Source organism: Bradyrhizobium sp. 153 (assembly GCF_023073835.1).
In the GTDB taxonomy this organism is placed as follows: Bacteria; Pseudomonadota; Alphaproteobacteria; order Rhizobiales; family Xanthobacteraceae; genus Bradyrhizobium.
Genome location: NZ_JADPKH010000054.1, coordinates 26417 through 44153 on the forward strand (window position 1 = coordinate 26417; position 17737 = coordinate 44153).

Genomic DNA, 17737 nt, shown 5'->3' on the forward strand with positions numbered 1-17737 from the left:
AGTGTAGAGGGGCTGAAATCACGTATAAGATCAGTGAAACGTTCAAACGGGTAAGATTGAGTAGAAACGGTGAAGGCGACAGCGATCGGCAAGCTTGTTTCGCACCTTTCGGGTACAGCCAAGGGCGCCTGCATGGAAATCTATGCGCCCTCTTTGCGCAGCCTTCCAGAAGGCTCCAAACTCGTCATGGCAACCTTGCCTGTCATTGACTGGAACGACTGCCTTTCGCGAGACCTGCGCAGTCTCCACAAAGAAGCATCCGCTGATGTCTATGCGGGGCTCGTCATGATCGATCCCTTCTCGTGCTGGGAGGATCTTGCCGATTTGTTGAAAGCTGCCGGGATCACGGGGGTCATAAACTTCCCACCTGCGTCCCTCATTGACCGGTCGACGGCAGGCAGGCCGGTTGATACCGGACAGGAGCTCGAACTTCGACGGATGGAATGGTTTGCGAGCCTCGGATTCAAGACATTGTTCACCGCCGGTGATGATTCCCAGATCACAGCGGCAGAGCGGCGACTTGGCTCGCATCTTTTCGGTATCATCCATTTGCCGGAAGAAGCTCTCAACCACGCAATTGGCGATGAGATGGAGCTGGTAAGCTTTAAGGACCAGGCATCGTCGTTGCCGAAGTACACGCTCCTGGAGGGCACCGGTTCGAAGCCTCAGGGACGAAAGACGTGAGGACCGAAAGGACGTGAGGAGCAGTAGCCTATTCCAATATCCGCAGCTTCTTGATCTTGTTGTAGAGGGTTTTTCTTGAAAGCCCCAGCGAGCGGGCGGTCTTTCCGCGGTGAAGCCTGTTGCGTTTCAAACCGTCGATGATCCACTCGCGTTCGGAAAGTGCACTTATGGGCTTAGCGGGTGACGACGCGTTCAAAAGGGGCTTTAGGACATCAGCTGTAATGTGGGTACCTGGCAGCATTACCAGCTGGTTGACGATCTGGCGTAATTCTCTCAAGTTACCAGGCCAATAATGGCCGGCGAGCGCCAGGAATGCAGAATTTTCTATCCCGAGCGTTTGCGCGTTCGAAACTCCCTTCGCCTCCACCGTGAAATGTTGAATGAGCTGCGGAAGGTCCTCCAGCCGGTTTGGCAAAGCGGGTAGTTCTATGTCGAGCCCAGCAAAGAAGGCAAGAAGGCGGGGACATAGAACACTTTCCAAGCTTGCTCCGCGAGCCACCGTTACGGTTGCGATGATCCGGGCGTTTGACCTTACAAGGGATGCGCCGTTCAGCGGCGTGAAAGTACCTGTCTCAAGATAGTCGGCAAGACGTTCTTGCCCATCTCGCGACAGCTGATCGACATGCGTCAGCAAGAGCGCAGAATCGCTTGCGCCTTCCAGGAGCGACAGTTGGCGTCTCCTGTTCTCATCGGCCTCGGCGCCGAACAGCGCACCGATCATATCGATCGCGAGGCCCCGACGACAATGAAACAGCGCCGCGTTCACGTGCTTCCGGTCGCTAAAGGAATGAACGAGACTTGCTATTCTCCGCTTCCCTGATCCCGCCTCGCCCCAAACGAGCACAGGGTTGGGACTAGCACCAAGGCGTCTTGCGGTCTCCAGGGTGCGCTTCATGACTGAGGACTGTGCGATCACCCCATGTCTGAACCCACTTAACTGAAGCTGGCGCTCCAGGAGATCGACCTTCTCCCGCAACAAGTGAATGGTCTTGAACCCCGACGTCACCTCGAGGACTGACATTTCCAGTGGGACACGGTCGAGCGAAGAGCCGCCGATAAAGCCCTGGACACCCGTTTCGCGACAGATCTCCAAGAGTTCGTCAGGCTTGGTTATTGGCCCGCCGCCAAGCAGGCAGATAGCGTTTCTGTCAATCGATTGAGCCACACGCGCAACGGCGCTGGCACGCGCGGCAAGCTCCGCGAGGCTGATCGATGGGGCAGATCCGGTTTCGATGCTCCGGTTGAGATTGAAGTTGATGCAGATGGCCTCAGTGCCCGCTTCAACCATGCGCCTTGCCTCGGATTGGGTGCGCGTATAGGCGATCGTCATCAGGCCGCGTTTTGCCGCCTTCACCAGGAGCTCGATTTCCCGCTCGTAGCCAAGGCCGCATTTCTCAAGCAGTGACCTCCTGTAGTCATCGATGTGGATGACAGATGGGAAGTTGGTGACCCCTGAAAAGCCCCATCTGATGATGCGCTCAAGCCACCGGTCGATATCGAGCTGCGGATCGAAGGTACAGGCTCCAAAAAACACCGGCAATTTCGTGCTAGGCAGGATCTCGGTCCGGCCGAAGCCGGCCACGAATTCATTGCAATTGCGTATTGGAAGAATCGAGGCTGGTGACGATCCGCCCATCGCCCGAAAACGACCAGCATTAAGCGCGAGCACGAAATCTGCGCCCGCGCGTTCGGCCGCTCTTGCGGTCATGCCCGATCCGATTCCCGCTCCCAGCACAAACGAACGGGAGTTCCGGAAGAACTGCCTGATCCCGCCGCCCCTTACCTGGTCCGCCCGCGTGTGCATACCGGCCCCGCTTTTTGCACGGCAGGTCCAATAATTAGCCCCAATTTGCGGGCGCGTGCAACCGTCGCAGCGCCTTTCCGTTCGTCATGAAGAGATGGCAGTCCACAGGCGAGGCTGCAAGACGAACCTTGCCAAGCCCCCTGGGGGGCTCGGCCTTTGGCGCCTTTGCAACCACTGTTTCATTTCCAGCGTTGCCGTAGATGTATGTGACGCTGCCAAGATGCTCGACAAAATCGACGTCGAGTTCGATTGCGATCTCCTTCCTCACCGCCGAAGACGGAGAGAAATCATCAGGCCGAATTCCGAGCGTGATCGGCTTGCCGACGAGCAATTGATCCGGCTGGACGGGCACGGAGACCGTCGTCCCCGCGTCCAGTTTGACGTCCAGGCCCGCCTCGTGTGCAGCCTCGATGTGGCCGTTGAGAAAATTCATCTTGGGCGAGCCAATGAATCCCGCCACAAATCGGGACGCAGGATTGTGATAAAGATCATGCGGGCTTCCGACTTGCTCAATATTGCCGTCCTTGAGCACGACAATCTTGTCGGCCATCGTCATGGCCTCGACCTGGTCGTGCGTCACATAGATCATGGTGTTTCCAAGCTGCCTGTGCAGCTTGGCAATCTGGACCCGCATCTGCACCCGCAATTCCGTGTCAAGGTTCGACAGCGGCTCATCGAACAGGAACACCTTGGGTTCGCGTACAATCGCGCGCCCAATGGCCACCCGCTGGCGCTGTCCCCCTGAAAGTTGTCGAGGTTTACGATCTAACAGATGATTGATCTGCAACAGCGATGCCGTCTCAACGACTTTGGTATCAATCTCGGCCCTCGCAGCCTTGGCCATCCTTAGGGGAAAGGCGAGGTTCTCTCGCACCGTCATGTGCGGATAGAGAGCGTAGCTCTGAAATACCATGCCGAGGTTACGGTCGGCCGCGTCAACATTGTTGACGACCTCATTGTCGATCAAGAGCCGACCACCGCTGATGCGCTCCAACCCTCCGATCATTCGTAGCAGCGTCGACTTGCCCGAGCCCGATGGTCCAACGAAGACGGCGAATTCGCCATGATCGATGGTCAGGTCGATGTTCCGCAGGATCTGGATGGTCCCGAACGCTTTACTCACGCCTTCCAAACGAACATCGGCCATCACGCTCTCCTCTGTCGCGAGCTTCCAACCAGCGCCGGCGCCACCTCGATCTCCGCCAGACTGGATACGACGAAATCGGGCGGCATCAGTGATGAATCCTCTCGGGGCGGAACGCCGGTGGTCACCAGCACGGTCAGCAACCCTGCACGGCTCCCGGCCTGAATATCCGTCGGAATCTGGTCGCCAATCAGCAATGTGGCACTGCGAGCGGTGCCCAGGCGCGCAAGTGCCGTCTCAATCATGTGCGGCTCGGGCTTACCAACGATCAGGGGCTCAACTTTCGTGGCAGCAGCCACGGCCATGATCGTCGCGCCAGCTCCGGGCTCGAAACCTCCTGCCGTCGGCAAGAGGAGATCGGGGTTGGTACCGATGAACACCGCTCCGTCCAAAATCGCTTCCACCGCAATCCGCATCTTTTCATGCGTGATCTGACGGTCCAGCCCCATGACGACGGCATCAGGTTTCCGATCGGTGACCTCGAGCCCGATGTCGGCGATAGCCTTCACGAGGGATGGCGCGCCGATGACAAATACACGCGCAAGGTCCTGGTATTTCGCGCGGAGGAGTTCGGCGGCGGTGACAGCACTCGTAACAACGTTTGTCGGCGCGATGGCAAGGCCAAACGCCTCCAGTTTGCGGACGACGTCCTCTGGCGTGTGCGTTGAATTGTTTGTCACGAAGCAGAACGGCAGTCCCGCCGCCTGCCATCGTCCAAATACCTGGATAGCATCGGCAATCGCAGCACTCCCGCGATAGACCACGCCATCCAGATCCGAAATGATGCCTTCTATTGGCGGCCAGTTGATGCGAAAGCCCGTGTTAGCCATTCATCAGCATCCCGCCATTCACGTGAACGATCTGCCCGGTCATATAGGAAGCTGCAGGACTTGCCAGAAAGACGGCAAGACCTGCGATATCCTCCGGCACCCCGACCCGCCCCAAGGGAATCCGGCCGCTGTGGCGAGCTTCGGTCTCCTCACGCGGACGTCCATGCATCGGCGTATCGATGATTCCGGGCGCGATTGCGTTCACATTGATGTTGAGGGGCGCGCATTCATAGGCAAGCAGTTTGGTAACGTCGTGAACGATTGCCTTCGACAAGCAATAGTCGGCGCCACCGGCCTGGTAGTTGAAGACTGCCCCCTGTGAGGACAGTGAGGAACCGACGTTGACGATGCGGCCTCCCCTGGCTTGCATGAAGCGCTCGATCGCTAATTTCGAGCATCGCAGAACAGCAACCGAATTGATCTGGATGGTGCGCTCGATCGTCGCGGCACTGCCTTTTAGGAGCGGCTGGGCAGACTTGATGCCGGCGTTGTTGACCAGCACATCGAGCCGGCCAAAGTTCTTGGCAATCTCATCGAGGACCCGGGCGACGTCCTCCTCGCGAGTGACATCCATTGCCATGGGCAGGACGCCGTTGCCATAGCGCAAGCTTGCCAAAGTGTCTCTGAGGTTTGCAAGGTTGGTGTCAGTGGCAAGGACGTTCGCCCCTCCTGCCCTAAATGCATTCACAATGGCAGACCCGATGCCGCCGCCGGCTCCGGTCACGAGCACCGTTCTACCTAAAACTGAGAACTGTTCAGTCATTCCAACTCCAAGATCGTTTGTGACTTCAGAAACTCGTCAACCGCCTCCGCGCTCGGCATGGAGCTTTGAGCGCCGCGCCGTGTCACACAAAGCGAGGCCACGGCCAGCGCCTTCCTCACTGCTTCCCTTAACGGCAGCCGCTGGGCGAGTGATGCGGCGAACGCTCCGTTGAAAGCATCTCCCGCGGCCGTGGTATCAATCACCTTGACGGGAAAGGCCCGAAGCGCAAAAGACGTTTCCGCATCGGCATAGTATACGCCTTGTGCACCCAGGGTGATCAGCGCGGCACTCGGCCCGAGATCAACAAGCCTCATGGCTGCGTGCGCGGCGCTGTTGAAGTCGTACACCTCGATCCCCGTCAGCTCAAAAGCTTCGGCCTGGTTCGGCGTCACGAAATCAACACTTCGCCAGGCCGCCGATGAAAGCCCCGGCCGCACCGGCGCCGGGTTGAAGATGAGCTTAAATTCCTTCTCGCATTTCATTTCGAAGAGCCGATTGAGCGCTCCGATCGGCATGCCCATTTCGGCGACCACGATCGCATCGGGCTCTATGAATTGCGCCGCGCCCTCGATCATATCTGGCGTCACGTTCAGATTGGCGCCAGGGTCGATGACAATCATATTGGAGCCGTCGTCACCGACCATAACCATGGCCGAACCAGAGATCTCGCCCGCACAGATCTTGATGGCATCCGCGCGAACACCGGCCTCGCGCAGCGACTGCAACAGGGAGTGCCCGGCTTCGTCATCGCCAAGACGCGTGTAGAAGTGTGGCTTGAGCCCGAGCCGGGCAGCGGCAACGGCCTGATTGGCGGCCTTCCCTCCAGGGTTGCGGGTCAATGTGCCCATCAGGCTTTCACCCGGCGTTGGCAGTCGCTCGACACTGAAGCAGAGATCGATATTTGTCGTTCCAAAGAACATCAATGGCCTGACACTCATTTTACGGCACCGAAGGTGAGGCCACGTTCGAGGTGACGCTGGCCGATAACGATCAAAATGACGGGAATGATCATTGTCAGGACCAACCCTGCGGCCATGACAGGGTAGAACTGCACGCCGGGGTTGAGCAGCTTGAGAAGAGCCACCGTCACCGGCGCCTTGGTCGAGCTGAGGATGAGACCGAGCGCGAAGTTGTGCCAGGCAAGCAGAAAGATGAGCAACGAGGCACCGATCAGGCCGGGCTTCAAGAGCGGCAGCACGATATGCAACATGACCCGGAAAGGTCTCGCGCCATCCATCGCGGCTGCCTCCTCGATATCCTTTGGGATGTCTTCAATGTAGGAGCGGCTCAGCCAAACCATCATCGGCAGTGTGACGACCTGATAGACCCAGATCATGCTCAGGGGTTGGGTTGATCGTGCAAATCAATTCCTCGAGTTGCGCTCAAGCAGCCTTCGCGGAGGTCCTGGCCCTAAACAGGCCTCGCATTGAACGCGAGGACCCGTTTCGATCTACGGGCTCCGCAACCCGATAGAGCGAAGCGTTTGCTGCAACGCGTGATCAATCGTCGATAATTGACTAAGCCTCAGCAGCAGCAGTTCATTCAACGAGTTTATTTGGCATTGAAGGTTCTCGCGCACGCGCCGGTCATCAACGCTCCCAGTCATGCTCTCAATGCTCCTGAGACATTCGCGCAAACTCTCGATGCTCCGTCGCAATGTTTGACAATGTCTCCTGGTCTCTGAGATCTGGTTTCTCTCCTCGAACGGAACAGTGATGATGTTTGCGCCCGCAACTTCGGACGAAGTCTCAGCTGTATCCATTTGATTCCTTCATTTCGGATTGTGCTGCCCGTTGATCTTCCTTCAGGACGGTGGAAGCGCCTACTAGGCAGCTTTAGGGTACGCGAACCATCATCAGGAACTTCTCGACTCGGGTCTTCAGTCGCCGCTGTCGTTGGACCGCCTCTGTGCCAAGACAAGCAGCTGGATTAAAGCCGAACAGGCGTCCGTTGCGCCGCGTTTGACGTCGGCAATGCATCCCATTGCCGCCTTACGCTCCTGCTGCACGTTTCGGGAAATGCCTTTGCGTGGCTGGCTACCCCCTGCTCTCAACTGCAGACGGGATCGCCATGAGATTTCCGAGACCCGGCTTATGATCCCGCCGATCTTCTGGATTGCGAGGGAACCTACGGCCGACTGCATATCATCGATTTGTGGACTGATCTCGCCAGTCTCAAGCCGTCCGCAACCGACGAAGCCATTTATGGTCGGCTTCCCGCCGCTCCCTGAACCGGTCGACGCATTTCTTGGAGCAAAGTGCCGTTCGCCAGCTGTAGTAGCGTACGAGCCCAAACCTTCGACCGCACATTGCGCAGAACTTTACTGAACCGTGCTGGGAACGATAAGAGCTATCGTGCATTCTCGCCTCCTGTCGGCGTTACGTGGGTGCCTCCTGCATCTTCTTCACCGCAGCACTGACCTACGGGACGACAATGCCAAGCCTCTCGGCGCACGATTGGCGCAAGAGTCTGAGTGCGCCCTCCTTGGCGACCGGAACATTCAATTTGAGTGCTTCGCCGTGACTGCTGAACCTAACGATACCTGAATCTTAATTGATGCAACAAACAGGGTCTTAACTGTGAAATCCTGCGCTCTGACCCGCATTCTCGGCGCAAATCAACAGATCGAGCCAGTAGGGCGCGTATAGCTGCATCGCCTGGCGCAGGGTGCGCCAGTCTTTTTAACTGGCGAGATCCGATATCCCCTGGCTATGAGGTCGGTGAGATGTAAACTTGAAGGCTGCTTTGGCGAAGCCGAAGCGCCTGCCTTGGTCAGAAAAGCATGCGGAGCAGATCGAATCCCGCCTTGGGAGCCCCCGCCTGCATTCGATGAGACAGAGGCAAGATGGGCGAGATTGCCAACGGCGATTATTGTTTGAAATCATCGCAGCGGAATGACGCTTTGAACGCGGTCTGCAGCGTGTCCGTGGTTAGGGAAGAAAGCCAGCGCAATCGCTCGAGCCGACAAGACCCAGATCGGACCGGCGTCGAACTCGCCATCCGCCTGCAGCACCGTGACACCCCACTCCGCGACGCCCTCGAGAATGGCCCGGTCGAGAGCCGCAGGACCGCGGTCACCTGGCGGGCCGGGGTGCACGATGAGGCAACGCACGCCAGCCAGACATCGTCCGGGATCGGCCTTTTCAAGAACGGCGCGATAACGAGGTCGGCGGATACAGCGAGACACTTCGCGGGTCACGTCGGGATGGATATCGAGCTCGACCGAGATCTCATGGTTACGCTCGCAGAGTTCGACATGCAGCCGCTGCGTCAGGTTGTTCAAGGAATGCGACAAAAGCAGAATGCGCATCCTGAGCCTCAACAGATCCGAGGTAATTGTTCGCCCGACAGCCAGTCGACGATCCTTCCGCCGCCAAAGCTCGTCGCCATCTGCACGAAATGGTGGTCGTCTGCCACGGCCTCGCCGATCTCGGCGGCATCACGGCCGAACGGATGCACCCGCATCGCCGCAAGCACGGCTGCTGCAACCTCGGGCGCCACGATCGCTGCGAGCTTGCCTTCGTTGGCGACGTAGAGCGGATCGAGCCCGAGCAGTTCGCAGGCCGCAGCAACACCTGGCTTCACCGGGATCGCCGCCTCCTGAAGTCGGAAGCCGAGGCCGGACTGCTGGGCGATCTCGTTCAGCGTCGCGGCGAGCCCACCGCGGGTGGGATCGCGCATCAAACGGATGCCCTTGCCGCCGGCCGCCAGCATGCTCGCCACGAAATCATGCAACGACGCGGAATCAGAGACGATCTCGGTCTCAAAAGCGAGGTTCTGGCGTTTGGACATGATGGCGACGCCATGGTCCCCGAGCGTTCCAGAGATCAGGACACGATCGCCGACGCGGGCATTCCCAGCAGAGAGGTCGAGCCCGGCAGGCACGACACCGACCCCGGCTGTCGAGATGAACAGGCCGTCGGCCTTGCCGCGCTCGACGACCTTCGTGTCACCGGTGATGATGTAGACGCCCGCGGCTCGCGCAGCCTCGCCCATGGAATCCGCAATCATCTTCAGGTCGGAGAAACGAAAACCTTCCTCGATGATAAAGCTCGCTGAGAGATAGAGGGGCCGCGCGCCGGCCATGGCGATGTCGTTGACCGTGCCATGCACGGCGAGCGAGCCGATATTGCCGCCCGGAAAGAACAGCGGCGAGACCACATAGCCGTCGGTCGTCATCACCATGCGCCCGGCGCCGACATCGAACGCAGACTGGTCGTTGCCGCACGCCAGCCATTCATTGCCGAAGGCCTCGTGGAACAGGCCCGAGATCAGTTGCGACATCGCGCGGCCACCGGATCCGTGGGACAGGTCGACGCAGCCGTTCCTTATGTCGAGCTTGCGCTGATGGGCTTTCATGACGCGCGCCGTTGCTGATGATCGCGGAAGCGGCCGTAAGTCCAGTGTGCCGCACATGCACCCTCGGACGAGACCATGCAGGACCCCATCGGCGTCTCCGGCGTGCACACCGTGCCGAACAGCTTGCAGTCGACCGGCTTCTTCACGCCGCGCAGGATGGCGCCGCATTCACAGGCCGGACTGTCGGCAACGCGAAGCTCGTTCATGTCGAAGCGGACCTCGGCGTCGTATTTGGCGTGGGCCCGCTTCAGCTTGAGCCCGCTATAAGGCACTAGGCCGAGACCGCGCCACTCGAACTGGTCGCGCAGCTCGAAGATGTCGGAGACCTCCTCCTTGGCGCGCAGATTGCCGTCACGGGTCACTGCGCGGCTATACTGGTTCTCCACCTCATGCCGGTGCTCGTTGACCTGCCGCACCAGCATCAGGATCGCCTGCATCATGTCGAGCGGCTCGAAGCCCGCGATCACCACCGGCTTGCTGAATTCTTCGGCAAAGAACTCGTAAGGCTCGGTGCCGATGATGGTCGAGACATGGCCCGGCCCGACGAAGCCGTCGATCTCGACGCGGCCGATATTGCGGATATCGGGGCTTTCCAGGATGTTCTGCATCGCCGGCGGCGTCAGCACATGATTGCAGAACACGCTGAAGTTCTTGAGCTGCTTCTTCTCAGCGAGCCGGATCATCACGGCGGTCGGCGGCGTCGTGGTCTCGAAGCCGATGGCGAAGAACACGACCGCGCGGCCGGGAATTTCTTCCGCAACACGGATTGCATCAATCGTGGAATAAACCATACGGACGTCGCCGCCGCGCGCCTTCGCCTTCAGCAGCGAGCCACCCTGCGAGCCCGGCACCCGCATCAGGTCGCCGTAGACGCAAAGGATCACGTCCGGCCGCTCGGCGAGCCGGATCGCCATGTCGATGCGTCCCGCTGGCAAGACGCAGACAGGGCAGCCGGGGCCGTGGATCATCCGCACGTTCTTCGGCAGCATGTCCTCGAGCCCGTAGCGGGAGATTGCATGCGTGTGGCCGCCGCAAAATTCCATGAAACGATAGGATTTTTCCGGATCGGCCTCCGAGCGAATCGCCTTCGCCAATCCCAGCGCGATCTCCTTGTCGCGAAACTCGTCGGCATATTTCATTGCGCGGCCTCCCGGCTTTCGGCGCCGATTTCACGCAACAGCCCCAGCGTCCGCTGCGCCTCCTCCGGATCGATCTTGGTCAGGGCGTAGCCCACATGGATGATCACGTAGTCGCCGACGGCGAGGTTTTCGATCAGCGCCACCGAGATCTCCTTGCTGACGCCATCGATCGAGACGACGGCCATGTCGTCGGGCAGGAGCTTTGTGACCTCAGCAGGTATCGCGAGACACATCAGGCGTTTCCTTCCGGGCCTTGCTGTTCGAGGAGTTGGAGCGCGGCGACCCAGGCCTGCCCGAGGCTAAGGCCGCCGTCATTGGACGGCACCTGGCGAGGCAGCAACGGCGAGAGCCCGGCGGCGACGCAGCCGCGCCCGATCTCGCTTGCGAGGATCGCGTTGAGGAAGCAGCCACCGCTCAGGATGACGGTCGTTACGCTGGTCTCCAGTGCCGCGCGCGCGATCCAGTCGATGCAGGCGGCGGCGAAGGTGCCATGGAAGAGGTCGGCCCCATCGACCGGATCGACCGCAAGGCGCTCGAGCAAGGGGAAAAGAGACAGCACGCCATTCTCGATCGTCCAGCCGTCCTCCGCGAGGCGCGGTGTGCGGACACGCGCTTCCAGCTTCATTGCGGCTTCGCCCTCGTAACTCTGCACCGGACAGAGACCAAGCAGCGCCGCCGCCGCGTCAAACAGCCGGCCGGCGCTGGTCGTCGTCGCCACGCCGGGCTGGTCGAGCATAGCGCAGAGACGCGCAGCCTGCGGCTGCATCGCAAAGCGCTTCGCAATCGCGTCGCCGCGCCGCAAGGCGTGCAGCACGCTCGCGGCCATGCGCCACGGCTCGCGCGTCGCGCGATCGCCACCGGGCATCTTCATCGGCGCCAGATGTCCGAGCCGCCGGAAGCGTGCACCATCGCACGAGAGCAACTCGCCGCCCCAATTGCCACCGTCGCTGCCATAGCCGAAGCCGTCGAGCACCAGCGCCAACGCTGGCCCTGCGACGCCATGTTCCGCCATCACGGATGCCGCATGGGCATGGTGATGCTGGACCGCGATCAGCCGCCTCCCGCTGGCTTCGGCGAAACGGGTCGAGGCCATGTTCGGATGCAGGTCATGGGCGATGACGACCGGCTCGATGTCCAGCGTCGAGAGCAGGTGATCCACCGTCTCCTCGAAAAAGCGAATGCCTTCCGCGGTGTCGAGATCGCCGATGTGCTGGGAGACGAAGGCTTCGTTGCCGCGGATGACGGTGACCGTCGACTTCAGCGCGCCGCCGACCGCAAGCACCGACGGGACGGACTTCGCGAGTCTAATCGGCTCGGGAATATAGCCGCGGGCGCGGCGGATGAACTGCGCTCGGCCCGCGACCACCGACACGACAGAGTCGTCCGCGCGGGTGACGATGTCGCGGTCATGCGTGACGATCAGGTCGGCGATGCCGGCAAGCCGCCGTTTGGCCTCGTCATTGACGACCACCAGCGGCTCGCCGCCAGGATTGGCGCTGGTTGCCACGATCGCCCAACTTGCGCCGTCCGCTCGCGGATGCGCCGAATTGAGCGCCTTCAGCACAAGATGATGCAGCGGCGCGACGGGCAGCATGACGCCGATCCGCGACAGCTCCGGCGCAATCGCGGGCGGGAGCATATCGCGGGATCTCATCAGCACGATGGGCCGCGGCGAGGATTCCAGCAGCGCGAGCCCGACCCCATCGATTTCAGCGATCTCGCCGACCACATCCGTCGAACCGACCATCACGGCGAACGGCTTCTGATTGCGATGCTTCCGGCGCCGCAGACGCCACACAGCCGCATCTTCACGGGCATTGCACAGCAATTGATATCCGCCGAGCCCCTTGATCGCGACGATCCTTCCATCAGCGATCGCAGTGGCGATCTGCTTGGTATCATGACTGATCCTTGGCCCACAGCGCGGGCAGGCAATTGCTTCGGCGTGGAAGCGACGGCTCGCCGGATCGGCATAGTCTGCTGCGCAGGCCGTGCACATCGCGAAGCGTCTCATCGCGGTGGTACGGCGGTCATAGGGCAGCCGCTCGGCGATGGTGTAGCGCGGGCCGCAATGGGTGCAATTGACGAAAGGATAGAGATGGAAGCGGCTCGCCGGATCAAACAGCTCGCTCAGACACTGCGGACAGGTCGCGGCATCGGCGGCGATCCGGGTCGAGACCTTGCCCTGCTCACTGACGCGGATGTGGAACTCGTCGCTTTCGGTGATGCCGACCGGTTGCACGGAAATCTCGTCTATCCGAGCCAGTGGCGGTTTTTCCAGCGGCAGCGCATCGACAAAATCGGCGGCGCGGTCGCCCTCGACCTCGATCACCACGCCACCGGGATCATTGGCAACGAAGCCGCCCAGCCGATAGCGCGCGGCGAGGCCGTAGATGTAGGGACGAAAGCCCACGCCCTGCACGGCGCCGCGCACCTGCAGGCGCAGCCGTGTTCGGTCTCGCGCCATGGCCTCGCCGCTCATGCTGATCCCGACACGGCCATCTCGGTCGGCTTCATCTGTGCAATCCGCTTGCGAATCCAGGCATAGAATGCCGCAAAACCCTCACCGGAGCGCGCCGACACCGTCGAAACCTCAATCTTCGGACTGACCCGGCGCGCATATTCGATCGTCCTTGCAAGATCGAAGTCGAGTACGGGCGCAAGATCGATCTTGTTGATCAGCATCAGAGAGGAGGCTGCGAACATGTCCGGATATTTCAGCGGCTTGTCCTCGCCTTCCGTGGTCGAGAACACCACGATCTTGCAGGCCTCGCCGAGATCGAACGCCGCGGGACAGACGAGATTACCGACGTTCTCGATGAAGAGGATGCCGCCGTTAAGCCAGGGCAAGCGGTTATAGGCTTCGCCGACCATGGCGGCATCGAGATGGCAGCCCTTGCCGGTATTGATTTGGATCGCCGGCACGCCGGTCGAGCGGATCCGTTCGGCATCGTTGGAGGTCTGTTGATCGCCTTCGATCACGCCAATCGGAAAGCTGTCCTTCAGCTCGGACACGGCACGAACTAGAAGCGAGGTTTTTCCGGCGCCGGGGCTCGAGACCAGGTTGAAGACGAGCACGTCGTCGGTTCGGAAGCGCGCGCGGTTGTCGGCGGCAAGCCGATTGTTCTTGCAGAGAATGTCGCGATCGACCTGGATGATGCGGTCGCTGCTCATGCCGGCGATCTGCTGGCCTGCCGGATTGGCGCTGCAATCGACCAGCCCGCTATCACCGGGCGCGTGATCATGATGATGGTGATGGTCGTGGCTGTGCCCATGATGATGCGAATGATCGTGCTCATGGGAATGATCATGGGTGTGTTCGATGGACGCTTTGGCATCACTGCAACCGCATACCGTGCACATCAATCGACCTCCAGCTCCCTCACGCGCATCTCTTCGCCGCCGGTCGCCTGCAATTGATAGCTGCCGCAGGACGGACATGGCTCATAGCGCTGCTTGATCTCGACGCCTTTGGAGCAGGCCATGCACCAGGCCGCCCCCGGCGTCTCGACGATCTCGAGCCTTGCCCCTTGCGCAATGGTGGGCGCGGCGACGGCCTCGAAGCAGAACTTCATCGCCTCAGGCGCAACATGGCTGAGCGCACCGATCTCCAGGCACACGACGTTCACCCTAGCGAAGGCGCGCTTGCGCGACTCCTCCTGGATAATTTCGATGATTCCTTCGCACAGCGCTATCTCATGCATGGCCGATCTCGCGGAAGCTGAGGCTGAAGCCGACGCACGGATCGAACGAGCTGACGAGCGTGCGGACCGCATGCAGCCCCTGCCGGCCCCCGGCGAGAACGGATCCCTGGAGGCTGCGAACCAACGGCCCGCGGGCATGGAAATTCCACTCCGTCGGGGCCAAGAATTCGAAGCGGACGATGTGGTCTTCATCGTCGAGCTCGACGGCATGATACAGCCGGCCCCGCGCGCATTCGACGGCACCCGCGCCTCTGCCGGTCCCCAGCCGGTAGCTCTGGAGGACGGCGTCCTCGACTGTCCCATCGTCCGCCTCTAGGAAGGCGCAGAGCCGCGCCACTTCCGCGATCCGCGCCTTCAGACGCTCGGCGGGCCCCGCGCCCGGCGGCAGGATCGGCTCACGCCCAACCCGCCGTGCCCAGACGCCGGTCTCCGGAATCCGGCCATGGAGATCAGGCGCATCGGAGAATATCGCGCCATCGGCAAGCAGCCGCATAACGATTTCGAGATCGTCGGCTGCCGACAGGAATGACTCTTCGACCACCGGCGGCAGCAAGGCATGCCCATCGAAATTCGCAAGATGTACCGCCAGCGCGCTGCCGGCCCCGGGGGTTTGCTCCTCGCTCGCGATCCCGAGCGCGGCGAGCGATGCCCTGATCTTCGCCACCGCCTCACGGCGCGAGACCGCCTCCCCGCGCTCGGCGATGCTGCCACCCAGAACGGCCGTGGCCTCCATCATGGCACGAACGGCTGCGGCGCCGGCGCCGTCAAGCGTGAGACGGCCAACGAACAGGCCGCGCAACAATTCGGTCAGGCGTTCGGCGACGACAGCGACGACGCGACCGTGCTCGATCTCGAGACTGGCATGCTCGCCCCGCGCCGCCTCGACCGCGGACAGGAAAGCTACCTGATGCGCCATTGAGCACAGGGAGAACAGACGCGACAGCACCGACGGCAGTGACGAGGCCGGCTTTCCCGCGAACAAGCGCGTCAACGGCGGCCGGCTGCGCGGCCGGATCGCGACGTCGGCAATCGTGCCGCCGGCGAGCCACACCGTGATGTCGATCTCGTTGCGGAAGGCCAGACTCATCCGCACCGCTCCGTCAGAACACCGCGCAGGAAGTTACGCCGATCGATCGGGCTTGTTGCGGGCTCGCGACGACGGACCGCCTCCTCGCTGTCGGCCGGCAGCATCAGCTCGGCGAGGGTCGCTTCGGCCGTCGCCCGCGCGGCGACCATGTCCGCGAACTGGAACATCGGCGAGAACAGCGAGCAGCTCGCGATCAGGCCCATTTGTCCGACCTCGCTGAGAGTGAATTCGATATCGCCCGCAGGGAAGCGGATTCGCAGGCTCGGGCCCGACGTATCCCGCCGGATCGCGCTCGCCGGCATCACCACGTTCATGAACCAGGGCGTGACCATGATGCCGGTGGTCGTGCCGTTGAACCAGCGGAAACCGACCGCTTCGACGCCGAGCGCGTCGTTGTAGATCGGCAGATCGCGCATCGCGCGCTCGCCGATCTCCCGATAGCTTCCTGCCAAGAGCTCGCCCCACGCGTCGGCGTCGGCGGCGCTGGCAGGAATTTGCGCATCAGCCGTCATGACTCGATCGCCATGAACTTGGATTTTGGAGAGTCGCAGTTCGGGCAGCGCCAGTCTTCCGGCAACGCCGCGAACGGAGTGCGGGGTTCGATCTGTGCCACCCCGTCGCCATCAGTGGGGTCATAGATCGTCCAGCAGATGCCGCATTCCAGCCGCGTGACATCGGCGACATCCTGGCGCTTCTCGAACCCGCTCATTTGAAATAGGTCTCGATGATCTCCTGAAGCCGCTCAGCCGAGTCCTCGAAGTCCTCGTCAGCCGCAATCGCCACCGTCGGCACGCCGCCGACCTCCAGCGTATCGAGGATGATGGCGTCCATGGCGTTGAAGAACTGCACCGACCAGACATTGCGGATGCCCGTGGAGAGCACCCGGCAGCTACCATAGCCGCGAGAAACCAGTTGGATCGGCCCGTTCTTGATCGTGTCCTGGAGAAAACTCATGTCGACCGGGCTCATCGGCAGCAGCGTGAAATTGATGATCTGCGAGCGGATGCCCGGCCGCCATGCGAGCGCCCGCTCGCGGATTTCCGCAAGCACCGGCAGCACGTTCATGGCACCTTCGGTGGCCTGCCCGATCTCAAAATCCGCAGCCGTGAGATCGGCAGCGGCGCGCTTCACGATCTCCGGGATCGGCCCGACCTCGAGATATTCGTGATTGGCGTCGAGCCGCACGCGCCAGATCCCGGCCAGCACAGATTCCTGGATCTGCGCCAATGATCCATCGGGCAGCGCAACGACGGCGGCCACTTCGCCCTCGCCCATCACGTCGACAATCAGCTTGCGCTCGAGATCGTTGAGATTGGCAAGCCGGAACAGTTGCGTCGGCATGTCGGCCTTCTGGCTCGCGATCCCTGCGGCCACCTTCGACAACAGCTCGACGGCGTTCGGGCAGATCCTGGCGAGTTCCGCGCTGTCGAGCGTGGCAAGCTTGGCCAAGGCTCCGGGGGCGGTCAGGCTGCCGCTCGTCGCGTTCAGGTTCTCATCGCCGATCGGAAACACGTTGATCGGCTGCTCCGCCCCCTCGGGCGCAGTCCAGAAGCCCGCTTTCATAGTTCGACACCTTGGCGGTGTTGGGGAACGACGGTTGTCATGACAACGCGCTCGTGCCGCGCGGACGGTCGATCAGCTTGGTGATGCGGTCGACATAGATCGACCAGTCCTGGATCTTCGCGATCAGCCCGAGTGTCTCGCCCTTGGCGACGAAGATCAGCGTCGGCTGCACGCGTACGCCAAAACGCTGGCCGAGTTCGCTCTCGGCACCGCAGGCGATCACCGCGGCACGCAACCGCCCCTTGAATGCCTCGATCAGCTCCGGCAGCACGACCGCGACGTCGGTCGCCTCCGGAAAACGCGCGGGGTCTCCTGCCGACAGCAACACGGCGATGGCGCGGGCCTCGTCGGTCGTATTCAGAAAACGATCGACCGTCGCAGCATCCACCTCCGGCAAGCCACGCCGCGCCAGTTCCTGCCTTCCCTCCTGCAATTTCATCAGACCTCCCCTGACAAGCTTATGATTCTGCTGGGAATAGGGATCAGCAAGGTACGTGCCAAGGACGGTTATCACCTTTCCTGATTTATCTAGTTGATTTGAATCATATATTTCCACGACAGAAGATGCATCAATCCCAGGACGGAAAGCTAATTTCCATATCGGATGAATGAACCTAGCAGATAGAAATTTATCTTCCAGCGAGGACGCGGGCTCTCGCG

Annotated in this window: 18 protein-coding genes and 1 pseudogene; 1 reads left to right on the forward strand and 18 read right to left on the reverse strand. The window is 61.2% G+C overall.

Annotated elements, in window-relative coordinates; translation table 11 throughout:
- Window positions 1-69 precede the first annotated feature (69 nt).
- Entirely contained in the window at window positions 70-684 is a 615-nt protein-coding gene (locus IVA91_RS14400; RefSeq protein WP_247277955.1) for a hypothetical protein, read from the forward strand.
- Window positions 685-712: 28 nt separating this feature from the next.
- Here the strand turns inward: IVA91_RS14400 and IVA91_RS14405 are convergent, their stop codons facing one another.
- The 18 genes and pseudogenes from IVA91_RS14405 to IVA91_RS14490 all read right to left on the reverse strand — a co-directional run bounded on the left by IVA91_RS14405 (window position 713) and on the right by IVA91_RS14490 (window position 17516).
- Window positions 713-2488 carry a phosphoenolpyruvate hydrolase family protein gene (locus IVA91_RS14405; RefSeq protein WP_256464577.1) on the reverse strand — a complete coding sequence of 592 codons (1776 nt, stop codon included), beginning with the start codon at window positions 2486-2488 and terminating at the stop codon, window positions 713-715.
- 34 nt (window positions 2489-2522) lie between these two features.
- A complete protein-coding gene (gene ugpC / locus IVA91_RS14410; RefSeq protein WP_247458851.1) occupies window positions 2523-3635 on the reverse strand; it encodes a sn-glycerol-3-phosphate ABC transporter ATP-binding protein UgpC in 1113 nt (370 codons plus the stop codon).
- On the reverse strand, window positions 3635-4462 hold the full coding sequence (locus IVA91_RS14415) for an HAD-IIA family hydrolase (protein WP_247277958.1): 828 nt from the start codon (window positions 4460-4462) through the stop codon (window positions 3635-3637). Before IVA91_RS14415 ends, ugpC begins: the two co-directional genes overlap by 1 nt.
- Window positions 4455-5225 (reverse strand): SDR family oxidoreductase, encoded by a 771-nt coding sequence (locus IVA91_RS14420; RefSeq protein ID WP_247301011.1) that lies wholly within the window; start codon window positions 5223-5225, stop codon window positions 4455-4457. The genes IVA91_RS14415 and IVA91_RS14420 overlap by 8 nt, the downstream gene beginning before the upstream one ends.
- Window positions 5222-6163 (reverse strand): ribokinase, encoded by a 942-nt coding sequence (locus IVA91_RS14425; protein ID WP_247335130.1) that lies wholly within the window; start codon window positions 6161-6163, stop codon window positions 5222-5224. Before IVA91_RS14425 ends, IVA91_RS14420 begins: the two co-directional genes overlap by 4 nt.
- On the reverse strand, window positions 6160-6561 hold the full coding sequence (locus IVA91_RS14430; protein WP_247458852.1) for an ABC transporter permease subunit: 402 nt from the start codon (window positions 6559-6561) through the stop codon (window positions 6160-6162). The genes IVA91_RS14425 and IVA91_RS14430 overlap by 4 nt, the downstream gene beginning before the upstream one ends.
- A gap of 1545 nt (window positions 6562-8106) precedes the next feature.
- Entirely contained in the window at window positions 8107-8535 is a 429-nt protein-coding gene (locus IVA91_RS14435) for a formyltransferase family protein (protein WP_247458853.1), read from the reverse strand.
- A gap of 8 nt (window positions 8536-8543) precedes the next feature.
- Window positions 8544-9584: a hydrogenase expression/formation protein HypE gene (gene hypE / locus IVA91_RS14440; protein ID WP_247301004.1), complete on the reverse strand. Its 1041-nt coding sequence runs from the start codon at window positions 9582-9584 to the stop codon at window positions 8544-8546.
- Window positions 9581-10723, reverse strand: a complete 1143-nt coding sequence (gene hypD / locus IVA91_RS14445) for a hydrogenase formation protein HypD (protein WP_247458854.1) — start codon at window positions 10721-10723, stop codon at window positions 9581-9583. Before hypD ends, hypE begins: the two co-directional genes overlap by 4 nt.
- The gene (locus IVA91_RS14450) at window positions 10720-10956 is read right to left on the reverse strand and encodes a HypC/HybG/HupF family hydrogenase formation chaperone (RefSeq protein ID WP_247301001.1); all 237 of its coding nucleotides are present in this window, start codon (window positions 10954-10956) and stop codon (window positions 10720-10722) included. The genes hypD and IVA91_RS14450 overlap by 4 nt, the downstream gene beginning before the upstream one ends.
- On the reverse strand, window positions 10956-13205 hold the full coding sequence (gene hypF, locus IVA91_RS14455) for a carbamoyltransferase HypF (RefSeq protein WP_247301000.1): 2250 nt from the start codon (window positions 13203-13205) through the stop codon (window positions 10956-10958). Before hypF ends, IVA91_RS14450 begins: the two co-directional genes overlap by 1 nt.
- On the reverse strand, window positions 13202-14086 hold the full coding sequence (gene hypB / locus IVA91_RS14460) for a hydrogenase nickel incorporation protein HypB (protein WP_247277970.1): 885 nt from the start codon (window positions 14084-14086) through the stop codon (window positions 13202-13204). The genes hypF and hypB overlap by 4 nt, the downstream gene beginning before the upstream one ends.
- Window positions 14086-14427, reverse strand: coding sequence for a hydrogenase maturation nickel metallochaperone HypA (gene hypA / locus IVA91_RS14465; RefSeq protein ID WP_247277971.1), 342 nt, complete (start codon window positions 14425-14427; stop codon window positions 14086-14088). Before hypA ends, hypB begins: the two co-directional genes overlap by 1 nt.
- On the reverse strand, window positions 14420-15514 hold the full coding sequence (locus IVA91_RS14470; protein ID WP_247458855.1) for a nickel-dependent hydrogenase large subunit: 1095 nt from the start codon (window positions 15512-15514) through the stop codon (window positions 14420-14422). The genes hypA and IVA91_RS14470 overlap by 8 nt, the downstream gene beginning before the upstream one ends.
- Window positions 15511-16026 (reverse strand): [NiFe]-hydrogenase assembly chaperone HybE, encoded by a 516-nt coding sequence (gene hybE, locus IVA91_RS14475; protein WP_247458856.1) that lies wholly within the window; start codon window positions 16024-16026, stop codon window positions 15511-15513. The genes IVA91_RS14470 and hybE overlap by 4 nt, the downstream gene beginning before the upstream one ends.
- A complete protein-coding gene (locus tag IVA91_RS14480) occupies window positions 16023-16223 on the reverse strand; it encodes a rubredoxin (RefSeq protein WP_247277974.1) in 201 nt (66 codons plus the stop codon). The genes hybE and IVA91_RS14480 overlap by 4 nt, the downstream gene beginning before the upstream one ends.
- Window positions 16220-17077 (reverse strand): hydrogenase expression/formation protein, encoded by an 858-nt coding sequence (locus IVA91_RS14485; protein ID WP_247458857.1) that lies wholly within the window; start codon window positions 17075-17077, stop codon window positions 16220-16222. The genes IVA91_RS14480 and IVA91_RS14485 overlap by 4 nt, the downstream gene beginning before the upstream one ends.
- Window positions 17074-17516: pseudogene (locus IVA91_RS14490) on the reverse strand (hydrogenase accessory protein). Before IVA91_RS14490 ends, IVA91_RS14485 begins: the two are co-directional and overlap by 4 nt.
- Window positions 17517-17737: the final 221 nt, after the last annotated feature.